This window comes from Mesorhizobium sp. M0571 (assembly GCF_040320985.1).
In the GTDB taxonomy this organism is placed as follows: Bacteria; Pseudomonadota; Alphaproteobacteria; order Rhizobiales; family Rhizobiaceae; genus Mesorhizobium.
The window spans coordinates 1-696 of record NZ_JAMYQT010000156.1; the positions used below are offsets into that span (position 1 = coordinate 1).

Here is a 696-nt window from a genome sequence, read left to right on the forward strand (position 1 = left end):
GCCATGGTCAGTGGCGTGTTGGGCTCGGTTGGTGTTGTCGGGTCAGGGCATGGTGCCGTGACAGCGTGAGGGGCCGACGCGCTAGCGGCGCCGAACGTGCTGGAAGGGCGCCGACCCAGCGTCGTTCTCTGCCGACAATGCCGGCGAAGCCCCCAGGCGGCCTCTCCTCGGGGCTGGTCTGGCGCCGGGCCGGCCTCAGCCTGCAACGGCTCCGCCGACCTTCTTCCCCTGCGGCTGCGCCGCATTCCTCGCGGGGCAACAAGCTCGGCTGCCGCCGTCCTCCGCTCACGCTACGGCCCAAGGATGCAGTCGTCCGGTCCGTCGCCTCTCGACCGCCATCGAGGCCGCATCGGGCGGCTTCGAGCAACTCAGGAGATACGACAATGGCTCAGATCGGCACCTTCACCCGCGACGAAAACGGCGCCTACGCCGGGACGATCAAGACCCTCGCCCTCAACGTCAAGGCAACCATCAAGCCCTGCGAGCGCGACAACGACAAGGCGCCCGACTATCGCGTCACCGCCAATGGTGTCGAGTTCGGCGCCGGATGGAGCCGGACCGCCCGCGAGACGGGCGCAGAATACCTCTCGCTCAAGCTCGACGATCCGTCCTTCACGGCGCCGGTCTACGCCTCCCTCGTCCAGGGCGACAAGGGCGAGCACAAGCTCATCTGGTCGCGATGACCGGCCAAGGGCG

1 protein-coding gene is annotated in these 696 nt (G+C 68.5%); it reads left to right on the plus strand.

Translation table 11 applies throughout. The features are described 5' to 3' along the window. Positions 1 to 383: 383 nt before the first annotated feature. Positions 384 to 683, plus strand: coding sequence for a DUF736 domain-containing protein (locus NKI85_RS37825; protein ID WP_352532813.1), 300 nt, complete (start codon positions 384 to 386; stop codon positions 681 to 683). Positions 684 to 696 lie beyond the last annotated feature (13 nt).

Coding starts and splice junctions, on each gene's coding strand:
- NKI85_RS37825 (WP_352532813.1), top strand. CDS start 384: ATGGCTCAGATCGGCACCTTCACCCGCGACGAAAACGGCGCCTACGCC.